Origin of the sequence: Rhizobium etli 8C-3, from assembly GCF_001908375.1 — a bacterium.
GTDB classification, from domain to species: Bacteria; Pseudomonadota; Alphaproteobacteria; order Rhizobiales; family Rhizobiaceae; genus Rhizobium; species Rhizobium etli_B.
The window spans coordinates 1,801,993-1,825,677 of the sequence record NZ_CP017244.1 but is presented as its reverse complement, the minus strand read 5'-3'; the positions used below and the strand labels follow the sequence as shown (position 1 = coordinate 1,825,677).

Annotated in this window: 21 protein-coding genes; 12 read left to right on the top strand and 9 right to left on the bottom strand. The window is 59.9% G+C overall.

Features of this window, described 5'->3' with window-relative positions:
- Window positions 1-6: 6 nt before the first annotated feature.
- Both AM571_RS33555 and AM571_RS33550 read left to right on the top strand, forming a co-directional pair.
- Window positions 7-1,494, top strand: coding sequence for an NAD-dependent succinate-semialdehyde dehydrogenase (locus AM571_RS33555; RefSeq protein WP_074065224.1), 1,488 nt, complete (start codon window positions 7-9; stop codon window positions 1,492-1,494).
- Window positions 1,495-1,505: 11 nt separating this feature from the next.
- Window positions 1,506-2,330, top strand: coding sequence for an alpha/beta hydrolase (locus AM571_RS33550; RefSeq protein ID WP_074065223.1), 825 nt, complete (start codon window positions 1,506-1,508; stop codon window positions 2,328-2,330).
- A 229-nt stretch (window positions 2,331-2,559) separates the two neighbouring features.
- On the opposite strand, the gene AM571_RS33545 is transcribed toward AM571_RS33550, so the two are convergent.
- Window positions 2,560-2,775, bottom strand: a complete 216-nt coding sequence (locus tag AM571_RS33545; protein ID WP_074065222.1) for a hypothetical protein — start codon at window positions 2,773-2,775, stop codon at window positions 2,560-2,562.
- A 278-nt stretch (window positions 2,776-3,053) separates the two neighbouring features.
- Here AM571_RS33545 and AM571_RS33540 point away from each other — a divergent pair, with 278 nt between their 5' ends.
- Entirely contained in the window at window positions 3,054-3,740 is a 687-nt protein-coding gene (locus AM571_RS33540; protein WP_074065221.1) for a winged helix-turn-helix transcriptional regulator, read from the top strand.
- Between the two features lie 122 nt (window positions 3,741-3,862).
- Window positions 3,863-5,104: an aminotransferase class I/II-fold pyridoxal phosphate-dependent enzyme gene (locus AM571_RS33535; RefSeq protein ID WP_074065220.1), complete on the top strand. Its 1,242-nt coding sequence runs from the start codon at window positions 3,863-3,865 to the stop codon at window positions 5,102-5,104.
- A 38-nt stretch (window positions 5,105-5,142) separates the two neighbouring features.
- Here AM571_RS33535 and AM571_RS33530 read toward each other — a convergent pair whose 3' ends face one another.
- The 4 genes from AM571_RS33530 to AM571_RS33515 form a co-directional block, all read right to left on the bottom strand.
- Window positions 5,143-6,207 (bottom strand): extracellular solute-binding protein, encoded by a 1,065-nt coding sequence (locus AM571_RS33530; protein WP_074065219.1) that lies wholly within the window; start codon window positions 6,205-6,207, stop codon window positions 5,143-5,145.
- 31 nt (window positions 6,208-6,238) lie between these two features.
- Window positions 6,239-6,958, bottom strand: a complete 720-nt coding sequence (locus AM571_RS33525) for an ABC transporter permease (RefSeq protein ID WP_074065734.1) — start codon at window positions 6,956-6,958, stop codon at window positions 6,239-6,241.
- Between the two features lie 100 nt (window positions 6,959-7,058).
- The gene (locus AM571_RS33520; RefSeq protein WP_074065733.1) at window positions 7,059-7,967 is read right to left on the bottom strand and encodes an ABC transporter permease; all 909 of its coding nucleotides are present in this window, start codon (window positions 7,965-7,967) and stop codon (window positions 7,059-7,061) included.
- Window positions 7,968-7,969: 2 nt separating this feature from the next.
- Window positions 7,970-9,067 (bottom strand): ABC transporter ATP-binding protein, encoded by a 1,098-nt coding sequence (locus AM571_RS33515; protein WP_074065218.1) that lies wholly within the window; start codon window positions 9,065-9,067, stop codon window positions 7,970-7,972.
- A gap of 197 nt (window positions 9,068-9,264) precedes the next feature.
- Here AM571_RS33515 and AM571_RS33510 point away from each other — a divergent pair, with 197 nt between their 5' ends.
- From AM571_RS33510 to AM571_RS33480, 7 genes are all read left to right on the top strand, one after another.
- Window positions 9,265-9,975: a GntR family transcriptional regulator gene (locus AM571_RS33510; RefSeq protein WP_074065217.1), complete on the top strand. Its 711-nt coding sequence runs from the start codon at window positions 9,265-9,267 to the stop codon at window positions 9,973-9,975.
- Window positions 9,976-10,064: 89 nt separating this feature from the next.
- Window positions 10,065-11,426 (top strand): aspartate aminotransferase family protein, encoded by a 1,362-nt coding sequence (locus AM571_RS33505; protein WP_074065216.1) that lies wholly within the window; start codon window positions 10,065-10,067, stop codon window positions 11,424-11,426.
- Entirely contained in the window at window positions 11,423-13,135 is a 1,713-nt protein-coding gene (locus AM571_RS33500; protein WP_074065215.1) for an acetolactate synthase catalytic subunit, read from the top strand. The genes AM571_RS33505 and AM571_RS33500 overlap by 4 nt, the downstream gene beginning before the upstream one ends.
- Entirely contained in the window at window positions 13,132-13,908 is a 777-nt protein-coding gene (fabG, locus tag AM571_RS33495; RefSeq protein WP_074065214.1) for a 3-oxoacyl-ACP reductase FabG, read from the top strand. The genes AM571_RS33500 and fabG overlap by 4 nt, the downstream gene beginning before the upstream one ends.
- A 290-nt stretch (window positions 13,909-14,198) precedes the next feature.
- On the top strand, window positions 14,199-14,426 hold the full coding sequence (locus tag AM571_RS33490) for a hypothetical protein (RefSeq protein ID WP_074065213.1): 228 nt from the start codon (window positions 14,199-14,201) through the stop codon (window positions 14,424-14,426).
- Between the two features lie 269 nt (window positions 14,427-14,695).
- Complete coding sequence (locus AM571_RS33485; RefSeq protein WP_074065212.1) at window positions 14,696-15,928, top strand: HlyD family secretion protein; 1,233 nt, start codon at window positions 14,696-14,698, stop codon at window positions 15,926-15,928.
- Complete coding sequence (locus AM571_RS33480; protein WP_074065211.1) at window positions 15,910-17,904, top strand: glycosyltransferase; 1,995 nt, start codon at window positions 15,910-15,912, stop codon at window positions 17,902-17,904. The genes AM571_RS33485 and AM571_RS33480 overlap by 19 nt, the downstream gene beginning before the upstream one ends.
- Before the next feature lie 269 nt (window positions 17,905-18,173).
- Here AM571_RS33480 and AM571_RS33475 read toward each other — a convergent pair whose 3' ends face one another.
- Window positions 18,174-18,824 (bottom strand): TetR family transcriptional regulator C-terminal domain-containing protein, encoded by a 651-nt coding sequence (locus AM571_RS33475; RefSeq protein WP_237358619.1) that lies wholly within the window; start codon window positions 18,822-18,824, stop codon window positions 18,174-18,176.
- A 214-nt stretch (window positions 18,825-19,038) separates the two neighbouring features.
- Between AM571_RS33475 and AM571_RS33470 the strand changes: the two genes are divergently transcribed.
- Window positions 19,039-20,340: an amidohydrolase family protein gene (locus tag AM571_RS33470; protein ID WP_074065210.1), complete on the top strand. Its 1,302-nt coding sequence runs from the start codon at window positions 19,039-19,041 to the stop codon at window positions 20,338-20,340.
- Between the two features lie 16 nt (window positions 20,341-20,356).
- Here AM571_RS33470 and AM571_RS33465 read toward each other — a convergent pair whose 3' ends face one another.
- The 3 genes from AM571_RS33465 to AM571_RS33455 are packed head-to-tail and all read right to left on the bottom strand — an operon-like array spanning window position 20,357 to window position 23,671.
- The gene (locus tag AM571_RS33465; protein WP_074065209.1) at window positions 20,357-20,779 is read right to left on the bottom strand and encodes a VOC family protein; all 423 of its coding nucleotides are present in this window, start codon (window positions 20,777-20,779) and stop codon (window positions 20,357-20,359) included.
- 6 nt (window positions 20,780-20,785) lie between these two features.
- Window positions 20,786-22,135 (bottom strand): thymidine phosphorylase, encoded by a 1,350-nt coding sequence (locus AM571_RS33460; protein WP_074065208.1) that lies wholly within the window; start codon window positions 22,133-22,135, stop codon window positions 20,786-20,788.
- A 3-nt stretch (window positions 22,136-22,138) separates the two neighbouring features.
- Window positions 22,139-23,671: an amidohydrolase family protein gene (locus AM571_RS33455; RefSeq protein ID WP_074065207.1), complete on the bottom strand. Its 1,533-nt coding sequence runs from the start codon at window positions 23,669-23,671 to the stop codon at window positions 22,139-22,141.
- Window positions 23,672-23,685 lie beyond the last annotated feature (14 nt).

Below are 23,685 nucleotides of genomic sequence, written 5' to 3'. Positions count from 1 at the left end.
AACATCATGAACGTCAACCACAATCCTTCGCATCCCGACCACGATCGCTTCGGGTTCGGCTCGTTCTCCTACGGCCTCTATATTGGCGGCGCCTGGCGGCAGGCTGCGGGCGAGGGTCAAATTCAGGTGATCGATCCCTCGACCGAGGCACTCATTGGCGCCGTGCCCGATGCGACTGTCGCTGATGCGGCGGCGGCAGTGGAGGCTGCTGCGGGCGCGACAGAATGCTGGCGCGAGACGCCGCCGCGAAAACGTTCCGAGATCCTGCGCCGCTGCTTCGAACTTATGGTGGAACGCTCCGAAACGCTTGCCAGTCTCATTTCGCTCGAGAACGGGAAGGCCTTGCGCGACGCGCGCGGCGAGGTTGCCTATGCGGCGGAATTTTTCCGGTGGTACGCGGAGGAGGCGGTGCGCATCTCCGGCGAATTCGGCGTTGCCCCGTCCGGTGCGAACCGCATCGTCGTCGATTACCAGCCCATCGGCATCTGCGTTCTCGTCACGCCGTGGAACTTCCCGGCTGCAATGGCGACCCGCAAGATCGCGCCCGCCCTTGCCGCAGGCTGCACCGTCATCCTCAAGCCGGCGAGTGAGACGCCGCTGACGGCCTATGCGCTTGCGTCCCTTTACCAGGAGGCTGGCGTGCCGCCGGGCGTTGTCAACGTGCTGACGACATCGACGCCCGGCCCCGTCACCGCCGCCATGCTGGCCGATCCGCGCGTGCGGAAACTCTCCTTCACAGGGTCGACGGGCGTCGGCCGCACGCTTTTGGCGGAAGCGGCGAAGAATGTCATCTCCTGCTCGATGGAACTCGGTGGCAACGCGCCGTTCGTCGTTTTCGACGATGCGGATCTCGACGCGGCAATCGAGGGCCTGTTGGTCGCAAAGATGCGAAATGCGGGCGAGGCATGCACGGCCGCAAATCGCATTTATGTCCAGTCCGGTGTCTACGATGTCTTCGCGGAAAGGTTTACGCAACGCATGGCCGCCCTGCGGATGGGCCCAGGTGTGGATCTGGACACGGAATGCGGTCCGATGATCACGCGCAAGGCGGTGGAGAAGATCGACCGGCTCGTTGCAGACGCCATATCGAAGGGCGCGCGCGCCCTTTGCGGCGGACAGGCACCGGCCGGACGAGGCTTCTTCTATCCGCCGACGGTGCTTGTGGATATTTCACCGGCTTCCGACATGCGTCACGAGGAGATTTTCGGTCCCGTGGCGCCGCTTTACCGTTTCGAGAGCGAGGCAGAGGTCGTCGCAGTTGCCAACGATACCGAATACGGCCTTGCAGCTTATATCTACACCCGCGACATCGGCCGTGGCATGCGCGTCGCCTCGAAGGTGGAGGCAGGCATGATCGCCCTCAATCGTGGACTGGTCTCCGATCCCGCCGCCCCCTTTGGCGGAGTGAAGCAGAGCGGCCTTGGACGGGAAGGAGGGCAGCGTCATGGTATCGCCGAGTTCATGGAAGCCAAGTACATTGCGACTAGCTTCTGACGGAGGGACCTGTGGCCGCCGATCCGTTCCGCATTCGTGACCAAGTCGCAGGTTTCGACGATATTGTCGACGATATCCGTACCCGCAGCATCGCCACTCGCCGCACCGTGGCCATGGAGGCCAACATCGCCTATGGTCGTGAGCCGGACGAGACACTCGACATCTTCCTGCCAAATGGCACCGGCTCGGGCCTGCCGATCCACATGTTCATCCATGGCGGCTATTGGCGGATGTTCTCCAAGGACGACTATTCCTGCGTCGCTGAGACCGTGACACGCGCTGGCGCGGTCGCCGCCATCGTCAATTATTCGTTGATGCCCATGGCGAGGATGGAGGTCCTGATCGATCAGGTCCTGAAAGCCAAGACCTTCCTGCTGGCGCATGCCGATCGCTTTGGTGCCACGCCCAGCAGGTTCTCCGTCAGCGGCCACTCCGCTGGCGCACATCTTGCGACCTTTCTCTTCAATCGATCGGTCGCGCCCTCGAGGGTGGTTGCTGCTTTCCTGCTTGGCGGACTATACGATCTCGCACCCTTGCAGACGTCTTTTCTGCGTGACGAGATCGCCTTGAGCGACGAGGAAGTGAAAAGGTTTTCGCCGATGCGCAACGTGCACGATCCTGCAACGCGCGTGGACATCATGACGGGCGAACTGGAAACCAGCCCTTTCAAGAATCAGGCAAATGCCTTCAGGGACGCGCTTGCCGGCCAAGGGCTTGAAGTGCGCGACTCGCGCGTTGCAGACGGGGATCACATGACCACGATACGCGATCTCGCCGTCGCTGGCACGCCCGTAGCGGCAGCCTTGCACGCCCTTATTGCCAATGATGCCAGTTAGAAACCGCAAGCGGCGTGGCTGAGGCGGGACTGCCGCTCATCCGCATTGGGAGTCCCGCCAAAGCGTTCCTGAAGACACGGGTGAAAGACACGGACCGCTTCGCTGGGGCGACACGCCTTGCAACCTGGCGGGCACGGAGGATGTCTCCTTGGAAATGTCCGACGCGCCGAGCGGCATGCTCCGGCTTCACTCGCGTGATCCACGAGCGAAGCCTATCTCAGCCGAGCTCTCAGCCGTCGTTGCCAAGGTGGCGAAATACCCGCACCCAGAAGGCGAAGTCGCCGCTTCGTTCATCGCTTCGAGCATGGATGGCGCACCATGCGACCGCTGTCTTGGCGCAATCGCCATAAATCGAGCGGGCCGTGGCCGCAGCCCGTTCGACCGGAATGTTGTCTATGAGCGCCGTTACACGGCGCCCCTGCTGCCTCGCACTCTTGTCACGCATGCCACTTGTCCCGTCACCGTCCGGCGCGGGTTGATCGAAAAGACTGTTGCCGGACGTCAATCCCCGCAGGGCCACGATCACGTGCCGTCCTTGGCGATCAGCCACAAGTGACAGCGTTGAGAGAACACCAGATCTTTTTATGTTGCAACAAAAAAAGAGCTAATGGGCTATCAATCGCCCAAAACGTGTCCTATAAGCAAATATCAACACTTATCTGCAACGTAAGCGTTCATATTTGTAACATCAAAAATCATTCACTGATCTCGACGAGGTGCCATATGAAACCCTGTATCGCAATCCTCTCGACCGATGCGGACTATTACCTGATGTTGTCCTATGTGCTTGATGCCAGTGGTTACGAAACGGTGCTGACCGACGAGCTCGATGCGGCCCTTGCACTGATAGCCGGGTCGAAGATCGTCGCCCTTCTGGTCGACTGCCAGCCAGAATCATCCCTTCTTTCCGACCTTTCCAGCCGACTTAGGGCACCTGACATTGAAAGTGACGTTCCTGTCGTGGCCCTGGTTTCAGCAGGGGTCCGCTATATTGAGATCCTGAAGGCCGAGGTCGATGAGAGCTTCATTCGCCCATTGAAACCGGAGCGGCTGCTCTCCTACCTTCATCAACGCCTGAACGAGAGCGGTGTGGCAGTCTCCCGTCCAGCCTATGCCGGGGCGAGTGATCTACGGCTCGATGCGGATGCAAGGCGGGCGCTCGCAAACGAAAAGCCTGTCGCTCTCAGCCCCATCGAATTTCGGATACTCAGCACTTTGATGAGCGCGCCTGGCCGAGTGTTCGGCCGGCCCGAACTGATCGAGGCGGTCTGGCCGCAAGCCAACTTTGTTGACCCGCGAACCGTCGACGTGCATGTCGCACGTCTGCGCCGCTCCTTGCACGATGCTCTCGGCCGTGAGGTGATCCGTACCGTTCGCGGGCAGGGATATGCGGTCGACGTCAAGGGTTGACCGTCACCGTGGCCCTTCGAACATTCATGCAATCTTAGGGAAAAATTCAGGCTGGCTTCGTTGTATGAAGCTGGGCCTCCTCCTTACGCTCGGTGTCACCTGACAGCAGTTCGGAGGACCCCATGCAGAATGAAGCGCGGCACAATGCGTCACCCCCAACGCGGCATCGCAACACGGCAAGTCTTGTACACACCTCGGCGCCGCATTTTGCGGCAGCCCATCTGAACGGGCTGATGGCGCTCTATGCCAGGCCGCTTGAAGGCCGGAAGGCCGAGATACGATCGCCGAAGGGCAAGACGAGGATCGTCACCGATTTCGTTCGATGCTCCTATCTCGGGCTCGATAACCATCCGGCGATTGCGGTCGGCGCGATGGCATCGCTCCTCGATTACCGGAGCCTTCACTGGTCCTGTGCACGAACGCGGCTGAACTTTGCCGCTCTCGGCGATCTCGAGGACGCGCTTTCGGATCTCTTCGGTGCCCGGATCATTACCTACACGACCGTGCTTGCCGCCAACATGAGCGCCTTGCCTATCATTGCCTCCGGCGTGCTGACGGAGGGTGTGAAACCCTTCATGGTCTTCGATCGCCTGGCGCATGCGACCCTTGCCTACAACAAACCGGTCGTTGCCGCAGAAACGGATGTCCGCACCATCGCCCACAACGACCTTGCCGCGCTCGAGGAGATCTGCCAGGCCCAACCCTGCGTCGCCTATATCTGCGACGGTGTCTATTCGATGGGCGGAAATGCGCCGATCGCCGAACTTCTGGATCTACAGCGGCGCTATGGCTTGTTCCTCTATATCGACGATGCGCACGGCGTTTCCATCTTCGGCGAAAAGGGTGCGGGCTTTGCCCGTTCGCAGATTCCAGACGGTCTTGGCGACAGGACGATCCTTGCAGCTTCCCTTGGAAAGGGCTTCGGCGCGTCCGGCGGCATACTGATGCTCGGCACGGCCGAGCAGGAGGAAATCTTCCGGCGCTTCGCTATTGCCCATGCCTTTTCCGCTTCGATCAATGTCGCCGCAATCGGCGCTGCCATGGCGTCTCAAACGCTTCATCGCACCGGGGAGCTGAAGCTGCGACAGGAGAGGCTGGCATCGAACATCGCGCTCTTCGACGAACTTGTTCCGACCGCCCAGTCCGGATCGCCGTTACCGATCCGCACTGTTGTCATTGGCGACGAACTGGCAGCGATCGGGGCTGCGCGGTCCGTTCTGGACACGGGAAGCTACGTCTCGGCGATATTCTTTCCGACAGTCGCCTCAGGGCGGGCCGGGTTGCGTGTCTGCCCGACCGCCGACCATTCCGTCGACGAAATAAAGGCGCTTGCTGCCGCAATCAGCAACGCTTTGGAGCGGTAGGGAAGGGAAGAGCCGGGTTTTTCGACCCGGCACGTTCTTCAGCGTATCCAGGCGTTCCAGCGCTCCAGCAATGCCGCAGCATTGGCATTGATCCAGGCGGCGTCCGGGATGACGATATGATCGCGAATATCTTCTTCGCTCGGCAGTGCTGCGCGCGCCGCCGGCGACATCGCGGCGATCGCCTTGGTGCTCGGTGGCGTGCATAACAGCTCCTCGCAGACTCGCGCCTGGGCTTCCGGACTGTTCAGCCAGAAGGCGATCAGCTTCAAGGCATTTTCCTGGTTCGGCGCGCCCTTGATGACGGTCAGACGATCGCCGACGAGAAAGGAGGCTTTATTGGACCAGCCAATGGCTCGGCCTTCGGCCTTCAACGCGTTCGCCCGTGTCAGCCAGATCTGGCCGATACTGTAGTCGCCGTTGCGAAAGCCCTGGACACTCTGGTCACCCGTCTTCCACCAGACGGAAATATCGCTGCGGATGGTCTCAAGCTTGGCAAGCGCCCGGTCAATGTCAAGAGGAAACAGCCTGTCCTTCGGCACACCGTCGGCAAGCAGGGCAGCGGCCATTACCCGCCAGGGATCATCAAAATTCGGAAAAGCCCGCCCGCCAGGAAAGCGCTTCGTGTCCCACATGTCCACCCAGGTTGCCGGTGCGCCATCCGGATATGCGTCGGATCTATAGGCCATCAGCGTTGCCGTCGAAAACAGCCGGGCCCCCGCGCCGATGCAGGCATCCTCGACCAAATCCGACCGGTTCTTGAACGCTTTGCAGAAGCCAGCAAGATCTTCCGAAGTCGTCTTGTGATTATCCGAACCCGCCTGGATTTCCCCGTCGGGGTAGAGATCCCAGGTCACATTGCCGGTTTTGACCATGGCAGTTGCCTTGGCCCGCATCTCGGCATTGGTCGCAGCCACCGAAAAGACCTTGATCCCCGTGCTCTCCTCAAATGGATCGAACCAGAATTTCCGGAGTGCCGCATCATAGGCGCCGCCCGTCGTCGCAATGACGACCTGCTCTGCGGCCGCCGCAGCGCTTGGCGAAAGCAAGGCAATATGCAAAGCCGCCGTCGCCAAGGCAGAAATGAAAGTGATTGACCTCTTCATGTCTTTCCTCACGTCATGAAATTCGGGCCGCCTACGTCTCCCGGCGGCCCTTCAGGAGCTCGACCGATCCCATCAACAGCAGTGAAACGGCGACCATGAGGGTCGAGACCGCGGCGATGACGGGGGTCAGGTTGAAATCGATGTCTTCGAACATCTTCCGGCTGATCGTCTTTCCTCCGGTGTCGGAGATGAAAAAGGCGACCGTTGCCTCATCGAAGGAAGCGAGGAAGGCGAAGACCGCGGCTACTGCTACGGCAGGTGCGATACTCGGCAGGACCACGCTGAAAAAAGCTCGTGTCCGTGTCGCCCCGCAGCTCAACGCCGCACGTTCGAGCGCCGGATCGAACCGCTCGAGCGCCGCGGTGACGGTAATCACGACATAGGGGATCGAAAGGACGCAATGGGCGATCCGAAAGCCGGAGAAATTGCCGGTGAGGCCGATTGGCGAGAAGACGAGGTAGAGTGCAACGCCGAAGACGACATGGGGAACGATCATCGGGGCCATCGCCAGTGCCTTCAGAGCATTCCGTCCCGGCAGATTTCCCCTCACGATCGCAAGCGATGCCAGCGTGCCTGTCACAGTGGCTGCGACCGCCGTGGCAAGCGCAATCTTGAGGCTGAAGATCGTTGCAGCCCGCCAGTCCGGATCGGCAAGGTAGTCAAGATACCATTGCAACGTCAGCCCGCGCGGCGGCAGCTCGATATAGGCCGTCTTGTTGAGCGACATCGGGATGACCAGAAGCGTGGGCATCAGCAGGAAGAACAGGACGGCGCCGACGCCAAGGCCGCCTGCCAGCCGGACGGTGGCGGTACGGAGCGGGCGATTGGAGGCTTTTGGCGAAACGGAAAGATCAGGTGACACTGTGTATTCCTTTGCTGACCGAAAGTGCGCGGCGGAAAACGACGACGCAGGTGAGCGTTACCAGAAGCAAGATGGTCGAGAGCGCTGCTGCAAACGGCCAATCGAGGACGACCGTTGTTTGCTGGGCAATGAGCGTCGCCATGGTCATGGCTTCCGGTCCGCCGACGAGGGCGGGGGTGATATAAAAGCCGATCGCAAGGATGAAACACATGACGCATCCAGCAAACACGCCCGGCAACGAGAGTGGCAGCACAATGCGCATGAAGGTAGCAAACGAGCCGGCGCCAAGGCTGCGGGCGGCGCGCGCATAGTCCGGGGGAATCGAGCGCAACGCATTGGTGACGGGCAGGATCATGAACGGCATGAGCACATGCGTCATTGCCAGGATCACCGCGCCGTCGGTGTAAAGCAGCTTGAGTGGCGCAGCCGTGAGACCGCTGTCGACCAGAAAGGCGTTGACGAGGCCGCTCCGCTGCAAAAGCACGATCCAGGCATAGGACCGTACAAGCACCGAGGTCCAGAGAGGAATGAGGACTGCCGCGGCGATCACAAGCGCCGCACGGCCCCGGGCTCGGGCCATCGCCAGCGCGACCGGATAGCCAAGCGTCAGGCTCAGCACCGTGACGATGGCCGCTGTCGAGATCGTGCGCGACAGGACGCCGAGATAAAGCGGCGTCGCCAAGATGCGCCGGTATTGCACAAGACCCGGCGCGGCGTCGCCGAAGCTCATGATCACGAGCCGCCCGATCGGGTAAAGGAAGCCGATCGAAAACAGGACGATCAACGGCATCAGCAAAACGAGCGTCAGGGATGGCCCGTAGCGCCCGGCCGGTGTCGCTGCTCTGAGCAGCGGCCACCTGGTCAAGCTTCCTGATTTTGGCGCAGCCGATGTGTCCATGATCATGACTCCTGCCTTTCGAAAACATGCAGATTGTCGCGGTCCGCGATGATGTCGACCCGCGCGCCGGCGTCGAGACGAGCAGGTTTGGAAGCGGCAGGTGTCTGGACCTGTATAAGCGGCCGGCCTTCGGTGTCTGCGCGCACAAGGTGCAGAACATAGGCACCGGTAAAGACGCTCGCCTCCAATGTTCCGGGAATGACGTTGACTCCGCCTTTGCCGCGTGCCGCGAGGCAAAGGCTTTCAGGACGCATGGCAAGCTGCAGCCGCGCGCCCGGACTGATCGTGCCATTGACGCTTCCGGCCTGAAGGACGACCGCCTCACTGAGCCGAACCGAATGGGAGCCATCGCGTTGGCCAACATAGGTCCCATCGGCAAAGCTCATCCGGCCGATGAAATCGGCGACGAAAGGCGTTTGCGGCTTCCCGTAGAGAGACGCGGGCGTTCCGGTCTGGACGACCTCGCCGGCCGCCATGACGGCGACGCGATCCGACATGGTGAGCGCCTCCTCCTGGTCGTGGGTAACGTAGATCACTGTCGCACCGAGGCGCTGCTGGAGTTGCTTGATCTCCAGCTGCATGGCCTCGCGCAGCTTCTTGTCGAGCGCCCCCAACGGCTCGTCCATCAGCAGCACTGGTGGCTCGAAGACGATGGCGCGGGCAAGGGCAACGCGCTGCTGCTGGCCGCCCGACAGCTGATGGGGATAGCGTCCGGCGAACGCGCCGAGCTGCACAAGCTCCAGCGTCGCGGCGACCTTGCGCTTCCGCTCGCTTGCCGGCACCTGGCGCATTTTCAGGGGAAAGGCGACATTCTCTGCAACGGTCATATGCGGGAAGAGTGCATAGCGCTGGAATACCATGCCGATGTCGCGCCGGTTCGGAGCAAGCCGCGTGACGTCGCGTCCACCGATGACGATGCGCCCTGAACTCGGCAGTTCGAAGCCGGCGATCATGGTCAGAAGCGTCGTTTTTCCCGAGCCTGATGGCCCGAGGATCGAAACGAATTCTCCAGCTTCGATCGCAAGCCTGACGTTCCGGACCGCAGGATGGGCGCCGTAGTGCTTGCGTGCGTCGTCGATGAGTATGGGGGCACCAATCAAGTCTTCTCCTCCTAGAGAAATGTGAACGTATCGGGCTCGCGCTTGCAGACATGGCTACGCCCGTCCCGCCAGTCTCATGCGCCCGGCGTTGCGATTGTTCATAATCTCGTTATGCTGTTACATTAAACGGTAATACGTCTGTAATATCTCTTTTGTTGCAACAAAAATCACGGATTGTCAATGCTGGGAGATGAAATATGAATGAAAATACAACCGCACGTCCGTGCGCACCGGAGGTTCACCAGGGCCGGCTTAGCGATTACGTCTATGAAGCCCTTAAGGACAAACTCACCAGGGGCGCCTATAATCCCGGCAAGAAGCTGCCGATCCGCACCGTCGCCGAAGAGTTTGGCGTCGGATCGACTCCGGCGCGCGAGGCCATCAATCGGCTTGTCTTCGAGGGTGCGTTGGTAATGGCGGGCCCAAAGACCGTCATCGTTCCCTTCCTCGATCTTGCGGGACTTTACGAGGTGACGCAGATGCGGCTTGCCCTTGAGGGGCTTGCCGCGGAAAAAGGCACGATCAATGCAACCGATGGAACGGTCGAAGCCCTTTTGAAATTACAGGAGAAAATCACCCGATCTCTCGACGAAAAACGCTATCGTGACGCGCTCCACGACAACAAGGAGTTCCACTTTACCATCTATCGTCTTTGCGGCATGCCGCATCTCCTGTCGACAATCGAGATCCTGTGGCTTCGCGTCGGATCATCCTTCCACGATCTTTACCCGGAATTTGCAGAGCAGCGTTACGGCGTCCACAACCACATGGTCGCCATCGAAGGTCTGGCCGAGCGCGACGCTTCCTCCGTGCGGGCTGCCATGGAAAACGACATTCGGGATGGCTACCGGCGTCTGAGGAAAGCAGCCCTGTCGCGGGCCGGTGAAGGGTCTGCGCCGTCTGGTTGATTTTTTTTGTTGCAACTTTTCTAGCATTGTGATTTTTGTTGTAACAAAATTGCAATGTTTGGACGCATGGTGCGCTCCGGAGGAAAAAGATGCTTCATACACGTGACGTTTCCGGGGACCGGCCGCTTTCGCGCGCCCGGTCCCATCATTTTTTCAACAGGGGGCGCAAGATCTTTCCCTCGGGGGTGACGCGGGTGACGGTCGAGCGTCAACCGATCCCCCTCTACATTGCACGCGGCGACGGCGCCTACGTGCACGACGTCGACGGGAACCGGTTCCTGGATCTCAACAACAATTTCACGACGCTGATCCACGGTCATGGTTTCCTGCCGGTTGCCGACGCGGTTGCCGACCTCCTTCACCGCGGAACCTGCTTTTCCAATCCGACCGAGCACGAAATCGCCCTTGCCGAACTGCTTGGCGAGCGCATTCCGGCGATCGAACAGATTCGCTTCGTCAACAGCGGAACCGAAGCGGTGATGTTCGCCATCAAGGCTGCCCGTGCCTTTACCGGACGGGCCGGCATTATTCGCGTCGAAGGCGCCTATCATGGAGCCTATGACTGGGCCGAAGCCGGCCAGTCGGGTTCTCCAGCCCTTTGGGGAGAGGCATCCCGCCCCGCATCCGTCGCTGCTTACCGGGGAACGCCGCCCTCCGTCGCCGAGGACGTCACCGTCGTTTGCTTCAATGACGTCGAAAGCCTCGAACGGAGAATGGAGGAGGTTGGAGGTAGGACAGCCGGCATCCTGATTGATCCCATGCCGAGCAGAGCCGGTCTGATCACGCCGCGGACGGATTTCCTGGATGCGCTTCAGTCAGCCGCGCGAAGGCATGGAGTCCTCGTCGTTGCCGACGAAGTTCTCAATCTGCGGCAATCCTATCGCGGTGCCTCGGCCCGCTACGGCCTTGCGCCGGACCTGATCGCCTGCGGCAAGATCATCGGCGGCGGGTTTCCGGTCGGAGCCATCGGCGGGAGGGCCGACGTGATGAGCGTCTTTGCCAACGACAAGGGCAGGCCGCTCCTGCCGCAGGGCGGCACATTTTCGGCAAATCCGGTGTCGATGGTGGCCGGTCGCGTCGCGATGGAAGCGATGACAGAGGCAGCCTTCGATGGCCTGGAGTGCCTCGGCGAGCAGGTTCGCTCAGGTTTGCACGACGCAATCGATCGCGCCGGCGCATCCTTCAGTGTGAGCGGTGCCGCGTCGCTGTTTCGCATCCATCCGAAGAAGGAAGCGCCCAGCGATTATCGAAGCGGCTATGCCACACCTGTCGAAAACGACGTTACCAGCGCGCTTTCCGATCATTTCCTTCACCGTGGCATCCTGTTGCCGAATGGTGCCGCCGCATGCCTGTCGACGGCGATGACGGCATACGAAGCCGATGCGATTGTCGCTACCTTCTCCGACTTCCTTTCGACCCCCGCAGCTCATGAATTCGAGGCCTCCCGATGACACGTCCCAATGAAATGCAGACCGTCGCAGAGCGTATTGCGCACAGCCTGAAGCGGCATGACGTTTCGATGATCTTTGCGCAGAGTCTGCCATCCGCCATCATCCTTGCGGCAGAAGCCATTGGCATCCGCCAGATCGCCTATCGGCAGGAAAACATGGGCGGCACGATGGCAGATGGTTATGCCAGACGGTCAGGGAAGGTCGGTGTCGTCGCCGCCCAGAACGGTCCTGCGGCAACCCTTCTCGTTCCACCTCTCGCTGAGGCCTTGAAGGCCTCTGTGCCAATCGTGGCCCTTGTCCAGGACGTCGAGCGGGACCAGGCCGATCGCAACGCCTTCCAGGAACTCGACCAACTGGCGCTATTCCAGTCCTGCACCAAATGGGTGAGAAAGGTGATCGTCTCCGAACGCATCGACGACTATGTCGACGCCGCCTTCACCGCCTCGGTATCGGGCCGGCCGGGGCCGGTGGCACTGCTTCTTCCCGCAGACCTGCTCCGAGAAAAGGCCGCAGTCCCGCCACTGCATCGCGCCGCAAGTCTCGGCCGATGGCCGCTTGACCGGACGCGACCGGCTGACAGCGAGATCGGCCGGGCCGCTGCGCTGATCGCAACGGCGCGGGCGCCTGTCGTGATCGCCGGAGGCGGCGTGCATGCAAGCGATGCCGCCCAGGCGCTGGCGAAGCTTCAGGAAGAAGCAAACCTTCCAATCCTGACGACCAATATGGGCAAGGGCGCCGTCGACGAGCATCATCCATTGTCGGCAGGTGTGCTTGGCGCACTCGTCGGGCCGAGGTCTCTCGGACGCCACACGCTTCCCCTCGTTCAGGAAGCGGATGTCGTTCTTCTCGTCGGCACGAGAACGAACCAGAACGGCACCGACAGCTGGCGTCAGATCGATCCGGCCTCGACTGTCATCCATATCGACGTGGATCCTTGCGAAATTGGCCGCACCTATGAAGCCGTCCGGCTTGCCGGAGATGCGGCAGAGACAATCGATGCGCTTCGCGCGGCGCTTGGCATGTGCGATCTGTCGAAACGCCACGCCGCGCGGGCGGAACTTGTCGGGCGCATCGCCAACTGCTGGTCGATGTTTGACGCTGATCGGCAAGCGAGCCACTCCTCTGGGACGCCGATCCGGCCGGAACGGATCATGCGTGAACTGCAGTCGCAATTGACATCGAATACGACGGTTGTCGCCGACGCGAGCTACTCCTCCATGTGGGTTGCGGGACAGCTCAGATCTCTTTCGGCAGGCATGCGCTTTCTGACGCCGCGCGGTCTTGCCGGTCTCGGTTGGGGATTGCCCCTCGCCCTTGGTGCCAAGCTGGCCGAGCCGGACAAGCCGGTTGTCGTTCTCGTCGGCGATGGCGGTTTCGCTCACAGCTGGGCCGAAATCGAAACGATGGTTCGAAGCAACATTCCCGTGCTGATCATCGTTCTCAACAATGGCATTCTGGGCTTTCAGCGCGATGCAGAGATGGTGAAGTTCGGTCGGTTCACGAGTGCTTGCCATTTTGTCGATGTCGATCACAGCCAGGTCGCCACGGCATGCGGTTGCCCGGCTGTCCGGGTCAAGGACCCCGAGGCGCTTGCGCAACATATCCGCACAGGGCTTTCCGGCAAGGCACCTCTCTTGATTGAGGTGCTGACCGATCCGGAGGCACATCCGCCGCTGTCGCTGTTTGCGGCGATGGACGAGGCGGCATGAGCACCGGCGGTGAGGGCCCGGTCGCCGTCATCACTGGCGGGACCACTGGCATCGGCCTCGCGACCGCCCGGCGGTTCCTCAAGGATGGATATCGCGTCGCCGTCTTCGGGCATCGTTCCGAGACCGTCAAGGCGGCAGGCACCACCCTTGCCGAGGGCGTCGGAGCAGATCGCGTCGTTGCGTTGCAGCTCGATCTTCGTGACCCCACAGCCATTCAGGGCTTTTTCAATGATGTTCGAGGGCGCCTTGCTGCGCCCTCGGTACTTGTCTGCAGTGCCGGTGTTTCGCCGAAAGGCGCCAATGGTCCATCGCGGGTTGGTACTATGCCGCGCAAGGAATGGGACGATGTGCTCTCGATCAATCTGACAGGCGCAATGTTGTGCTGCCAAGCGGTGTTACCCGACATGCAAGAGAACCGCTTCGGACGCATTGTCTTCGTCGGATCGGTGGCCGGAAGGACGCGGCCGCTGATTGCCGGCCCGGCCTATGCCGCCTCGAAAGCAGCCCTGGCCGGTCTGTCGCGTTCACTCGTCACCCAATATGGATCTTTCGGTATCACCGCCAATGTCGTTGCCCCTGGGCGAATCCTGACTGGAATGACGGGTCCAGTCTCGAGCGATGCCAATCGCGAGGCAATCAAGCGCATCCCGGTCAGCCGGCTAGGGACGGTCGAGGACATCGCAGCGGCCATTGCGTTTCTCGCATCCAGCGAGGCAGGCTTCATCAATGGAGCGATACTCGACGTCAATGGTGGCGAATTTGCACCCAGTTGAGGCGAGGGCTTTTGATGGAACAGTGCGCGCTGATCTCGCAATCGGATGCTCAGCAGTATCTTTTGATTCCGACCAGATGTTCGTTCCGGCCACGCGTTCCATAGGCTTCGAGCGTGCTGCACGCCTTTCAAATGTCTCTCGCTTCTCCGGCCTGCTATCGAAACAGTTGGCGCTTGCCGGCTGAGAGCGGGTCTACCCGGCTCTTGATGCAGACGGGGCAGAGACTGCTTCAAGCCGATGCTGCGACCGTTTCGTCGCTGGCTGCGTGAGCGCGATCGGTGGTCAGCGCGATGAATGCGCTCGGGAGGAGAAATGAAATTGTCTCTGTCACGCATGAATTGACGGACGAACGCCGCCAGTTGATGCGCGAGGGGTTGATTGATGCTATCATCGACCAGGATCCGGCGCTTGAAGTACGAGCGGCCGTTGAAGCACTGGCTGCCCATTTCGGTCGCAAGGACGACCCACCTGCCTGCCTTACAACGTCAATCCATATTCACCTGATCGAGAACTGTTGAGCTGCTTTTCCTGATGAGACCATTCGGGCTGAGCAGACGAAAGAAAGACGGCGACATCGCCTAAAAGACACCTCTCGGTCCATCATGATACAAAACGAATACAGTTGCTTCATTACCTTATTGCAACACCAACTGCACGTATCGCGCGCAGCCGGTTCTCCCCTTGCCCATCGCCGTGATGCGCCTAGATCACCACAAGATGGAGTTGCATTCACTTTGCGCTAGCCTCACATGAGTGCCTTGCGGTTGATAAATTTTCGGAAGTGCCAATGATTTGGAACCACCGCATCACCCGTATTCTGGTCGGCCTATCACTGCTGGCGCTTGTCATCGTTCTTATGCTGCCCAGCCTGACTGGCTTTACAAGCCTCGACGGTACAGTGAATGCACGATTTGCGATCGTGAACGCTCCCATCGACGGCGAGCTCCAAGAAGCACCCCCAAAAGTTGGTGCGCACGTGTTGGCAGGCGAACCGCTCGCCTTGATACACAATGCCCGCGTGAACCGCGCAATACTGACGTCGCTGCAGGCCGACCATATGACCGCCGTCGAACATGTTACGGCGCTAAAGCGGGAACGCGATGAGCTCGTCCGGCTTCGTGATCAGTTGGGTGCACGCATGGAAGTCTTTACGCGTACAACCATTGCCGACCTGGAGCGACAAGTCGAAATCCTGAACAAGCGGGTCAAGGTCTCAGAAGCGCAGGACAATGTCGCGCAGGTCGACTTTGACCGGCGACTGGCGCTCGAGGCCAAGGGTATCCTCTCCACCAAGATGGTCGAATCCGCGAAAGCCGCCTGGGAAGCGGCGGGGGGCGAACTCGAAATCAGTGGCCTGACCGTTGCGCAGCTCGAACAGAAGCTGGAAGCCGTTCGCCAGGGGGTTTTCGTTCTCGGTGACGGCCAGAACGACGTGCCCTATTCCCGCCAGCGGCAGGATGAGGTGATTGTTCGTATCAACGATCTCAATACACGCATCGCCGAGAACGAAACACGGGCCGCACAGGTGCAAAAGCAGCTGATTGAGGAGGAAAACCGGGTCCGAAGCCTCACTTCGGCAACAGTTCCATCACCTTTCGAGGGAGTCGTATGGAGCAGCAACGTCGTCAACGGCTCGAACGTCATCCTCAACAACGAGCTGATGCGCATCCTCGATTGCAGCGATCTGTTCGTCGATATCCTTGTTCCAGAGGTCGATTACCAAGCCATTTATCCTGGCCTTGCTGCAGAGGTGCGCTTGTTAGGCGCAGGCGACGTCTTCAAAGGCGTGGTGCTGTCGGTCAGAGGCAGCGCTGCGGTCGCCGAGAAGGACACGCTGGCCGCCAATCAGCCCGAAACGACCAAACGCAACGATCGAATCCGCGTGGGCCTGTCTCCCTCAGCTCTCAATGCGGATTTTGCAAACTTTTGCCAGGTGGGGCGTTCTGTTCAGGTGCGCCTGCCCAAACCTAACATCCGCATATGGAACTGGGTGGAAGGCCTGTGGTTCAGTATCTCATAGCACTGGTGCCGACGTTTTTGGTTTTGGCGTTCTTTCTACTTGGGCCCTTCAACTGGTCGCGTAATCATAGCTGGACGCGCGCGATCACATGCGCAGTCGTTGGCGCCATTGCATTGCGCTACATTCTTTGGCGGTTGTTCGAGACGGTACTTCCTTATCCCAATGATGGCCCCAATTTCTACTGGGTCTGGTTTCTGTTCATCGTAGAAATTCTCGCGTTCTTTGAAGTCGTCCTCTTCCTGGTCTTGATGAGTCGATATGTCGACCGCAGCGCAGAAGCGGACAGGCTCGCGCGGGACTTCTTTAGCGGTGACGAGGATGAATTGCCGACGGTGGATGTGTTCATTCCTACCTACAACGAACCGCTCGACGTCCTGGAGAGAACGATCATAGGGGCGCTTGCGCTCGATTATCCGCAAGACAAGCTTAAGGTCTACGTGCTCGACGATCAGCGTCGTGATTGGCTTAAGGCCTACTGCAAGGAGAGGGGAGCTATCCACGTCACCCGGCCCGACAACAGCCATGCCAAAGCCGGCAACATGAACAACGGTCTGAAGGTCAGCTCCGGCGACTTCATCGCAATATTCGATGCTGACTTCGTGCCCTATCGTCACTTCCTGCGCCGAACGCTTCCCTTCTTTTCCGATGCAACCATCGGCATCGTTCAAACGCCGCAGCATTTCTTCAACACCGATCCGGTGCAGACAAATCTCGGTCTCGAAAATATCTGGCCGGACGAACAGCGACTGTTTTTTGATGAGATCGCGCCGAGCCGAGATATCTGGGACGTCAGTTTCTGCTGTGGGTCATGCTCGATCGCGCGGCGCAAGGCGATCGATGCGATTGGGGGTTTTCCGACCGAATCCATCACAGAGGACTTGTTGACCACTCTTTCCATGCTCAACAAGGGTTACAAGACCCGTTACCTGAATGAGCGCCTGTCGATGGGATTGGCCGCAGAGAATTTGACTGGCTATTTCGTACAGCGCGAGCGCTGGTGCCAGGGAGGAATTCAAACACTCTATCTTCATAACGGCCCGCTGCGCGGCCCAGGTCTCTCACTTTTTCAACGCATCATGTTCCTTCCGCTGTCGTGGTTGGTCCAGTATCTGGTGCGCTTTACGATACTGATCATCCCGATCATATATCTCTGGTTCGGCTTGCTACCGCTCTACTTCACAAACGCAGCAGACTATATCTCCAATCAGGTCCCGTTGCTGACGGCCTATTTCCTGTTGATGCTTTGGATAACACCGACGCGGTATTTGCCTATCGTATCGAGTGCCGTAGGCGCTTTTTCGACGTTCCGGATGTTGCCAACCGTCATTTCGAGTGTCGTGCGTCCCTTCGGCAAACCCTTCAGGGTAACCCCGAAGGGCAGCGGCAATGAGGCGATTGGATTTGACGGATACAGTTTTGCCTGGATAGCAGCGTTGATTTTGGCGACGGCCATCGGTCTTGTCATCAATATTGTGCCGGAGACCTCCCATGTCGAGGCGCAGTTCTCGCCGATTGCGGCTTGCTGGTCGGGCATCAACATTGTCGTTCTCGCTATCGCGTCGTTAATCTGCTTCGAGAAACCGCGACGGCTCTTCAATGCGTTCAAACTTGATGAAGCGGTTCTCGTGGACGACGTTCCCGGACGCCTGGTCAGTCTGGCGCTCGACAAGGCGGTCGTTGCCGTGCCGACGGAGACGCGCTTTGCATCTGCCGATGTCACTCTGTCGCTCGAAGGCTTTTCACCCTTCAAAACGGAACTGAGAATGGTCACTCAAAGACGAAGGAGCGTTGCCCGCCATGGCGACAAGGAGGCTTTCTACCTGCACCTCCATTTCGATCTTAGCGGGCCGGCTCGCGATAAAATGATCGTCAAGCTTTATACCGGGCGTTACTCCCAGGACGTTCGTGACATTGACAAGGTCGCTGTATCGATCAACCTGCTGCTTCGGACGTTCGGTCGAACCCGGACGCTTTGAGCGGAATGTGGGCCGCACATATACTGGGTTGGAAGCGCACAGAACTCTTCGAAGCGGCTTGGCCATCTCCAATGCATGGCCTGTTCGCCCTCATCAAAAGTCGTCCTGTTCGAAGCGGCCGTCGACCACGTACACACGTGCGCAAGCCTTTGGAAGTGTTCCCCCAGTCAGCGGCCTAGTCTAGTTGAACCGTTGCGCCTGAAAAATCGGCGCAAGGGCCTCCGGTTCGATTGCAGAATTGTGCTGATGTCCTCCCGATAGCGAATTGTCTAGGGAATTGCTGGCGAAGAAGGAATTACCCCTGCCAGTACCGTCCGCACGATCGTGTCAGCCGCCGCGTCGTAATCGACGGGCCTGATCGTCTTGGTACCAAGTGCGTCGCAGGCAAGAGGCTGGAAATCGCTATAGAACTGTGTGGTTGCCCAAAGCATGATGAACAGGTGCCGCGGATTGATCGCCGCCATGCGACCTTCACGTATCCATTGGCTGATGACGGCAGCATGCTTCTCCGTCGCCATGCGCATGTGGGCGCGATCCTTCAGGCTCAGGAAACGTGCGCCCTGAATGATTTCACTCGCAAAAAGCCGCGACTCCCTGGGGTTCTTGCGGGTATAGTCGAGCTTTGCCCTTATATAGTCCCGCAGCGCATCGGCCGGTTCGCGATCGGCGCGGATATTGGTCAGGGCCTCGTCCCAACCGGCGATCAGGCGCATCATGATCGCTGAGTAGATTTCCTCCTTGGAGGAGAAATAATAGTAGATGTTGGCCTTTGGCAGTTCGGCGAGTTCGGCAATCTCGGCGATGCGTGTCCCATCGAATCCCTTGCGAGAGAATACGTCCGTAGCCACGTCCAGAATAAGCCGGATATTACGGGCGCGGATCTTCTCGTCAATTCTTGGTGAGATTCGGGGCATCGTCATCTTTCGCTCGGCATCAGCTCTGCTCTTGTCGTGCAATATAAACTTGCGACTGTCATGGCAACAGCACTGTTTTTCGCTTTTCAGTAAGCAGAATCATGAGGCTAAATTGACGACTTGGTCAGATAGCGTCTACTCTGTTTCCATAAGACGACCATTCCGACAAGGAATTCGGCGCCCAGGGGGGTGACATCGATGAAACGTACGGAGCCGAGCCATGCCCTTTGACCTCCTCATCAAGAATGCCAATCTTCCCGATGATCGCATCGGCATGGACATTGCCGTTACCGGCGGCAAGATCGTTGCCGTCGAAAGCGATATCACCGGGGAGGCCGGACGTGTCATCGACGCAGGCGGAAGGCTGGTCACGCCGCCCTTCATCGATATCCATTTCCATATGGATGCCACCCTGTCACTCGGTACTCCAAGGCTCAACCAGTCGGGAACCCTGCTGGAAGGAATCCAGCTTTGGGGCGAACTGAAGCCGCTGCTCGACAAACAGGCCATCATCGAGCGCGCACTTCGCTACTGTGATCTCGCCGTCGCCCAGGGTCTGCTTGCCGTGCGTTCCCATGTGGATGTCTGCGACGACCGCCTGGTCGGTGTCGAGGCGCTGCTGGAGGTGCGGGATCTGGTGAGGGACTATCTCGACCTGCAGCTCGTGGCTTTCCCCCAGGATGGCTTTTACCGATCGCCGACGGCCGCTGGCAATCTCGTTCGAGCCCTGGACATGGGTGTTGAGGTCGTTGGCGGCATTCCGCATTTCGAACGCACGATGGAAGACGGCCGGCTTTCGGTGAGAGCACTTTGCGAAATCGCAGCTGAGCGCGGGCTGATGGTCGACCTGCATTGCGACGAGACCGATGACCCGCTGTCCCGTCACATCGAGACCCTTGCCTTCGAGACCCAGCGCCTCGGGCTGCAGGGGCGCGTTGCCGGGTCGCATCTGACGTCCATGCATTCCATGGACAACTATTACGCCTCCAAGCTGCTGGCGCTGATTGCCGAGGCGGAAATCCACTGCGTCCCGAACCCACTCGCCAATATTGTCCTGCAGGGACGACACGACGTCTATCCGAAGCGGCGAGGGATGATGCGCGTACCGGAACTGATGGCGCTTGGCGTCAACGTTGCCTTCGGCCAGGATTCCTGCATGGATCCCTGGTATTCGTTCGGCAGTGCGGACATGCTGGAAGTGGCCCATATGGCGGTCCATACCGGCCACATGACGAGCCGCGACGCCGTGAAATCTTGCTTCCGGGCGATAACGGAGAATCCGGCGAGGGTGTTCGGTCTTGGTGGTTACGGCCTGGCACCTGGCTGCAACGCCGATTTCGTCCTTCTGGAGGCGCGCGATACGATTGAAGCCATCCGGCTGAAGGCGAACCGGCTCTCCGTCGTCCGCCGCGGCAAGGTGATCGCGGAAACGGCCCCGCGCATGGCGATGCTTTCCCTGGAAGGCCGGCCTTCGACCGTGGAGCCCTGGCGTTACGCGCCAGTCGAGGCGCGCTCCAGCTGAAGTGAGCCGAAGTGGCTCAAAAATCTCCGGCAGAGCCGCCTTCCTTCCACGCATAGATTTCCCAGAGTTCGTCATCGGGGCCGCTGAAATATGCCCCGCGTGCGTTCCAGACATAGTCGGTCGGCTCTCCGTAGAAGCAGACGCCTTTCTGCTTAAGTTCGCCATAGGCGTCGTCGACAGCCGATGGCGAAGGCACGCGCACGGCAATACATGCCTTGTGATGGCCGGCTGCCTTGCCATTGGAAACACCAGTGTGCTTACTCAAATGGTCTATTTCCCAGCAGGCGAGCGTCAGTCCTGCGCCGTGGAATTCGGCAAAGCCTTCGGCTCGCCGGTTGATCTTGAAGCCGAGCTTCTCGACATAGAAGTCGATGCTGCGCTCAACGTCCTTGACGAGAATGCAGATGTCGGTGATCGCGTGGTCCTGGGCAAAAGCCATGATCTTTCAGCTCTTCTGATTGAGTGTGGAAAGGCGCCCGGTGACGACGCGCCGGCGCTCCGGCTGAGCGGGTTCAACAAGGACGGCGGCGCGGATTGCCTGCGCTGCCGTGTCGAAATCGGCTTGCGAACGGCAGTGAAGCACGCACAGCGGATCGCCCGCCTTGGTCAGGTCACCGACATGAACCATCCCGGTAAGTCCGACATCGTGATCGATTGAGTCACTGGCGATCTTCCGCCCGGCACCGAGGCCGACCATAGCGAGCCCCATCGAATAGGCGTCGATCCTGTGCACATGACCGTCAGCACTGGACGGCACCGGTGCGACGACGGGCGCAGTCGGGAAATATTCATCCAGGTTTTCGATCAGATCGGTGGGGCCGCCGAGCGCGGCGACCATCCGGCTGAAACGATCGAGTGCGGAACCGTCGGCGAGACGGGCCTCGAGCAGCGTTTCGGCTTCCTCTGTAGACGTCGCCAGCCCGGCCATCAACAGGATCTCGGCTGATAGAGCGATGACGAGACGCCGCAGGCGGCCCTCCTGCTTTTGCCCGCCCAGGAAGTCGATGGCTTCTCGCACCTGGAGCCGGCTGCCAATCGCATCCCCCATTACCTCGTCCATGTCGATCAGCAGAGTAACGATCGGCAACGACACGATTTCGGCGACCGAAATCAGGCTTTCTGCCAGCGCCCTGGCATCGTCAAAGGTGGGCATGAAAGCACCGGATCCGTAATTGACGCTCATTACCAGGCCTGAAACGCCGGATGCGAGCTTCTTGGACAGGATCGACGAGGTGATCAGTGGAATCGATTCTACCGTTGCTGTCACATCCCGCACGGAATAGATCGCAGCGTCGGCCGGAGCAAGCTCCCGCGTCGGCCCGATGATCGCAGAGCCCGCCGTTGCCATCGCGCAAACGAACCGGTCCGCCGGCGGAGCGATATCACAGCCGGGGATCGCCTCCATCAGGTCCACCTCGCCGCCGGTATGGCCAAGCCCGCGGGCCGAGATCATCGGCACATGGACGCCGCAAGCTGCGACAAGTGGCGCAAGGATGAGACTTACCTTCTCGTCGCCGGTGCCACCGGTCGAATGCTTGTCGATGATCGTTCGGTGCGCAATGCCGGAGCCTGACCAGTCGACGACCTTACCTGAATCGCGCATGGCAAGTGTCAGCGCGGCCGTCTCCTGCGGCGTCATGCCGTTGAGAAAGGCCGCCATGGTGAAGGCAGCGATCTGCGCTTCGGAGACCTCGCGCTTGGTGATGCCCTCGACGAAGCGGCTGATCTCGCCATCGGACAATCGCTCGCCATTGCGCTTGGCGCGAATGACCTGGGCCGGCAGGAAGAGCGACATCGATCAGCCTGCCCGCCGGTCGGGGCCGGGCCAGAGCGGCATGTCGCCCTGGTAGCGGTTGATGCCGATATTCTGGACGGTCGCCCGTCGGTACATCTCTCGGATATATGGCTCGAAACGGGCGTTTAGATTTTCGAGATAGGCGTGCTCGGCAAGATAGGCAGGTAAGAGCTCGCCAAGTTCGGCGAAGATCTCCGCCTCGTCGATTGTCAACAGCTTGCCGTCCTCGACGACGACCTCGCCATTGGCGATCACCATGCGGATGCTGGAACCGTTTTCGCAATAGACGAGGTGATGATCGAGCCGGTTCAACGGCATGTAATCATAGCCGGAAAGATCAATCATCAAGAGGTCGGCGCGTTTGCCAACCTCGAGCGAGCCTGTGACCTGGCCGAGCATTGCCGTGCGGGCGCCCTCTATCGTGGCCGAGCGCAGCACTTCGGCCGCCGTCATCCAGCGCTCGGTATCGGGTGTGGCGATTTCGTGCAGCAGGGCGGCCAAGCGCATCACGTCGAAGATGCGGGCCGTGTCGTTGCTGGAAAGCCCGTCCGTGCCGAGCCCGACATGTACGCCGGCATCGAGCAGCCGACGGATGGGCGCGATGCCGGAGCCCAGTTTCAGGTTGGAAATGGCATTGTGGGCAACGGAACAGCCTGCCTCACCCATCAGCGCAATGTCGTCGTCACTCACCCAGATCGAATGGGCGATCGTGGTATTGGGCGTGAGAATGCCGATTTCGTGCATGTAGCGGATCAGACTCCGTCCGTAGAACTTTGGCCCGGTGACCGCCTGCGTTTTCGTTTCCAGAACATGGGTGTGATATGCCACGCCTTTCGCCTGTGCCATGCCCATGCCGGCCTGCATCATCTCGGTGGAGCACCGCTGCGGCGCAGAGGCAGAGATCATGAAGCCGAGCCGGCCGGCGCGGCCATGCTGGGTTGCGAAGACCGCTTGGCAGTAGGCTATATATTCGTCCGGGGTGATCGAGGGACCTTCCACCTCGTCCTGCAGGTCCTGCGGCATCAGTTCGCGCAGATAGGGCATGGTGTCGAAGACATGCTTGTCGATTACGCAATGGGAGACATTGGCACGGATGCCGGCGTGGTCGTATGCGTCGAAAACGAGCTTCAGGCGGTTCAAATCGAAGCCGGGTGGATCGAAGAAGTCGTCGACCAGCGTCGTGACGCCAGCCTTCAGGGATTCCATTGCCGTCAGCAGGCTGCGCAGGTAGAGCAGCCGCTCGGAGATCGGTTCCTTCATTAGGATCGGGTAGGAATAGAGCATCCAGACCTCGAGCGGCATGCCGTGGTAGCGGCCCTTGAAGAAGGTCTCGCAGGAATGCAGGTGTGCGTTGACGAGGCCCGGCATCAACAGCTTGCGGCCAGCATCGATGACGCGCGCCCCCGCTGGCACGGGAAGGTTCGCCCCGATCGCCACGATGCGGTCGCCTTCGACGAGCAGGTCGCCGGAAAACGGAGTTACCCCATGAACCTTGTCCATGGACAAAATGGTGGCATTTCGGAAGAACAGGCTCATGGGTCACTCGGGTT

Coding starts and splice junctions, on each gene's coding strand:
- AM571_RS33555 (WP_074065224.1), top strand. CDS start 7: ATGAACGTCAACCACAATCCTTCGCATCCCGACCACGATCGCTTCGGG.
- AM571_RS33545 (WP_074065222.1), bottom strand. CDS start 2,775: ATGCGTGACAAGAGTGCGAGGCAGCAGGGGCGCCGTGTAACGGCGCTC.
- AM571_RS33540 (WP_074065221.1), top strand. CDS start 3,054: ATGAAACCCTGTATCGCAATCCTCTCGACCGATGCGGACTATTACCTG.
- AM571_RS33535 (WP_074065220.1), top strand. CDS start 3,863: ATGCAGAATGAAGCGCGGCACAATGCGTCACCCCCAACGCGGCATCGC.
- AM571_RS33530 (WP_074065219.1), bottom strand. CDS start 6,207: ATGAAGAGGTCAATCACTTTCATTTCTGCCTTGGCGACGGCGGCTTTG.
- AM571_RS33525 (WP_074065734.1), bottom strand. CDS start 6,958: ATGCCCACGCTTCTGGTCATCCCGATGTCGCTCAACAAGACGGCCTAT.
- AM571_RS33520 (WP_074065733.1), bottom strand. CDS start 7,967: ATGGACACATCGGCTGCGCCAAAATCAGGAAGCTTGACCAGGTGGCCG.
- AM571_RS33510 (WP_074065217.1), top strand. CDS start 9,265: ATGAATGAAAATACAACCGCACGTCCGTGCGCACCGGAGGTTCACCAG.
- AM571_RS33505 (WP_074065216.1), top strand. CDS start 10,065: ATGCTTCATACACGTGACGTTTCCGGGGACCGGCCGCTTTCGCGCGCC.
- AM571_RS33500 (WP_074065215.1), top strand. CDS start 11,423: ATGACACGTCCCAATGAAATGCAGACCGTCGCAGAGCGTATTGCGCAC.
- fabG (WP_074065214.1), top strand. CDS start 13,132: ATGAGCACCGGCGGTGAGGGCCCGGTCGCCGTCATCACTGGCGGGACC.
- AM571_RS33490 (WP_074065213.1), top strand. CDS start 14,199: ATGAATGCGCTCGGGAGGAGAAATGAAATTGTCTCTGTCACGCATGAA.
- AM571_RS33485 (WP_074065212.1), top strand. CDS start 14,696: ATGATTTGGAACCACCGCATCACCCGTATTCTGGTCGGCCTATCACTG.
- AM571_RS33475 (WP_237358619.1), bottom strand. CDS start 18,824: ATGACGATGCCCCGAATCTCACCAAGAATTGACGAGAAGATCCGCGCC.
- AM571_RS33470 (WP_074065210.1), top strand. CDS start 19,039: ATGCCCTTTGACCTCCTCATCAAGAATGCCAATCTTCCCGATGATCGC.
- AM571_RS33465 (WP_074065209.1), bottom strand. CDS start 20,779: ATGGCTTTTGCCCAGGACCACGCGATCACCGACATCTGCATTCTCGTC.
- AM571_RS33460 (WP_074065208.1), bottom strand. CDS start 22,135: ATGTCGCTCTTCCTGCCGGCCCAGGTCATTCGCGCCAAGCGCAATGGC.
- AM571_RS33455 (WP_074065207.1), bottom strand. CDS start 23,671: ATGAGCCTGTTCTTCCGAAATGCCACCATTTTGTCCATGGACAAGGTT.